The 3,545-nt window shown below is 40.1% G+C and carries 3 protein-coding genes; all 3 read left to right on the forward strand.

Annotation, left to right across the window (positions count from 1 at the left end; genetic code table 11):
- Nucleotides 1–179 precede the first annotated feature (179 nt).
- The 3 genes from crtE to P9B04_RS17200 all read left to right on the forward strand — a co-directional run bounded on the left by crtE (nt 180) and on the right by P9B04_RS17200 (nt 3,450).
- A complete protein-coding gene (crtE, locus tag P9B04_RS17190) occupies nt 180–1,109 on the forward strand; it encodes a geranylgeranyl diphosphate synthase CrtE (protein WP_342056202.1) in 930 nt (309 codons plus the stop codon).
- Nucleotides 1,110–1,127: 18 nt separating this feature from the next.
- Entirely contained in the window at nt 1,128–1,586 is a 459-nt protein-coding gene (locus P9B04_RS17195; protein ID WP_342056203.1) for a divergent PAP2 family protein, read from the forward strand.
- Between the two features lie 733 nt (nt 1,587–2,319).
- On the forward strand, nt 2,320–3,450 hold the full coding sequence (locus P9B04_RS17200) for a response regulator (RefSeq protein WP_342056204.1): 1,131 nt from the start codon (nt 2,320–2,322) through the stop codon (nt 3,448–3,450).
- Nucleotides 3,451–3,545 lie beyond the last annotated feature (95 nt).

Consider the following 3,545-nt stretch of genomic DNA (forward strand, 5'->3'; position numbering starts at 1 on the left):
GATGAAGCAGTAACGTCCTATCGTGAGGTAGGGAAGCCTGCGCTGTACCCACTGGATCAGCGTCGGGAGGAGTGTCACAACATACAGAGCAAATTTAAACCTTTGTGTTTGATACGATTTTTGATACAGTAAACTGATAGAAATGATACAAAATAATCGTTAATTATAGGCAATCAGACATGGTTATGACAGGTGAAGACCGTGTGGCGCACACAGAAGCATCGGATTTTAATCTCGCGTCCTATCTTGAAGAGAAAAAGCAATTGGTAGAAACTGCCCTGGACGAGTCCCTTCCCATTACTCGCCCCGAAAAGATATACGAAGCCATGCGTTATTCTCTTTTAGCAGGGGGAAAACGACTACGCCCCATCCTCTGTTTAACCACCTGTGAACTCATGGGAGGAACCTTGGAGATGTCCCTCCCCACTGCTTGCGCCCTAGAAATGATCCATACCATGTCATTGATTCACGATGATCTTCCTGCTATGGATAACGATGACTATCGTCGGGGAAAACTGACTAATCATAAGGTTTATGGGCAAGATATCGCTATTTTAGCCGGGGATGCCCTATTGTCTTATGCCTTTGAATACGTGGCTAGGCGAACCCGTAACGTAGATTTAGCTAACCTCCTCGATGTAATTGCCCGTCTGGGTCGTACCGTGGGAGCCGCCGGGTTAGTGGGGGGTCAAGTGCTAGACTTAGAATCAGAAGGTAAATCCGATGTAACCGTAGAAACCCTAAAATTTATTCACATCCACAAAACAGGGGCATTATTAGAAACTTCTGTGGTCTCGGGGGCTATTTTAGCAGGAGCCAAACCAGAGGACATAGAAAGGCTTTCTCGTTACGCTCAGAATATTGGGTTAGCTTTCCAGATCGTCGATGATATTTTAGACATAACTGCCAGCACAAAAGAACTAGGGAAAACCGCAGGAAAAGATCAAAAAGCGCAAAAAGCAACCTATCCCAGTTTATGGGGTTTAGAAGAATCCAGAAAACAAGCTCAGGCTCTCATCGACGATGCGATCGCTCAATTGAAGCCATATAACCGAGGGGCCGAACCCTTAAAAGCGATCGCCCAGTTTATCGTTGCTCGCAAAAACTAGAGGTTTCCACCATTAATTATGCAGGATTTTGAAGCAATTCTTCACAACAAAATACTGTTGGTGTCCCTGATAGCCTGTTTTTCTGCCCAGGGGTTAAAACTAATCATCGAGTTAATTCGTCATCGAAAAGTTAACTTTCGTTATTTAGTGAGTACAGGGGGGATGCCTAGCGCACACTCAGCCTTGGTGGGAGCTTTAGCAACAGGAGTTGGCTTAACTAGGGGATGGGAGAGTCCAGAATTTGCTATTGCCTCTTTGTTTGCTGTTATTGTCATGTACGACGCAGCTGGAGTTCGCCAAGCAGCGGGAAAACAAGCAAGAATTCTCAATCAGCTAGTAGATGAGTTTCTCCATGACAGCCATCATCTCAACACAGAAGAGAGATTAAAGGAATTATTGGGACACACTCCCTTCCAGGTTTTGATCGGTTTGGCCTGGGGTATTGCTGTCTGTATATTGACTATTTCAGTGCTGTAACATACTTACAAACTTCCCTACAGTTGTCGAACCCTTCGTTTGAGACTTCCTGCTTCATCCCCACCTTGTAGAAGGATGGGGTATTCTCTCCGACATTAGAATAAAAGGATTTGGCAATTTAAGAAACATCTTGAGTCTGCTAATGCTTTCACTCTCTCTCCTCAATAGTTTGAACTTTTATTTAGATAATGGACGCTTCAAGGTAGTTAGTGACGAATTTTACCCAAATTGTTACTATTTCGTAATTTCTGGGAAAACTAATATAAGAGTTCGAGACAGGGTAATTACTTAAATCCCTTATCTCTAATTATGCCCAAAACTCACATACACCCGAATAAATGGGAAGTCATAAATGTCTGTGAGAAACATGGGGATTATACTCACATCTTGCACCTTCGACAAAACTGGCTAGTTTGTAAGGGTTCAGCTATCAGCCATCAGCTGAAACATATCAATCCCTATCATCTACTGTGAGTAAGATTAAACGAATGCTGAACGCTTACTGCTTACTAATTTAAGTTTTTCTACACTGGTGCAAGATATCAGTTATACGTAACCAGAGTCCTAACTCAGGTACGTAGTGCTTCTCATTTCCAAAAACCCTTAAAAGACAAGATTGCGGTTTAAGAAATGAGCGATCATAACCTAGTGATAAACATCCATCTCTAATCTTCTGAAGCACCCATTATTTGATGAGTTTGTGATCCACTGAGAGTTAAAGAACAAAAATTCTATGACAAAACTACACTTTCAAGCCGAGCAAATAAAAATTTTACTCAAAAGAATCAGTTCAAAACAAATAACTGGTACTTTAACAATTACATTAGAAACTGAAACTAAAGACGAGTCAACCCAGGAAAATTATATCCTTGTGTTGAATGATGGAAAAATCGCCTATGGGGGATCTCATATTCCAGAAAGGAACGAGTTTGTGAAAATGTTAGCCCACAAAGCTAACCCCGAGATCAACCCTGTTGCTATTAAAGCTGCCCTAGCAAAATCTACAAACCCCACTTCTGTTACCGAAATATTGAATAAACTAGTCCGTTTTCGAGTATTGACGTGGGAACAAATTAACACTTGTATTCGAGGACAAGTTCTATCATTACTCGAATACATCTCATGTTATTCTGGAGAACTTGAATTAAATACCTCCCCTATTTTTAATATCAACTGGGGCGAATATGGTCACTTGATGGACTGTGCTGACTTGCAAAAAGAACTGGATAAACGTCAACAAAAATGGGATGCTCTACAACCCTTAATTCCCTCAAAAGTAGGAATTCCTTGCTTAGTAACAAAAGCCGCCACTCAAATTAAAGAACCAGGAGTACTTAAACATTTAGAAAAATGGGTGGATGGTGAACGTTCCCTAATAAATATTGCCCAAGAGTTGGAAAAAAATCCCTTGACTCTTGCAAATTATTATCTTAATTGGGTTCAAAATGGCTGGATAAGTTTTGACAGAACAAAACTTCTAGAATATAGAAATAGATCAACTATTTTATCAGTCGATGATAGTCCCATTGTTCAAACAACTATTAAAAGATTTTTAGGTTATCGCTACAATCTTTTATTAGCAAGTAATGCTATGGATGCCCTAAAGTTACTCAATCAAAACAAGGTTTCTTTACTGCTACTCGATCTTACCATGCCTGATATTGATGGATTAGAAATATGTAAAAGCCTCAGAAATATCCCTCAATTCCATGATCTGCCCATTATAATGGTCACTGCCAGAGACGGATTAATGAACAAAGTAAAAGGTAAAATTGCTGGAACCAACCATTATTTAACCAAGCCATTTGATGCTGAACAATTATTAAGCATTGTTAATAAGTTTGTTCCTTGTGGGAATACTTAAATTATCAATGATTCAAGTTTCAATTTTCTAAAACCTAACTGAAATGTATCTTCTCAAAAAGCCAGGGGTCACTCGCTGCGAAAACTTAGGCCAAA

The organism is Crocosphaera sp. Alani8 (assembly GCF_038442745.1).
Classification (GTDB): Bacteria; Cyanobacteriota; Cyanobacteriia; order Cyanobacteriales; family Microcystaceae; genus Crocosphaera.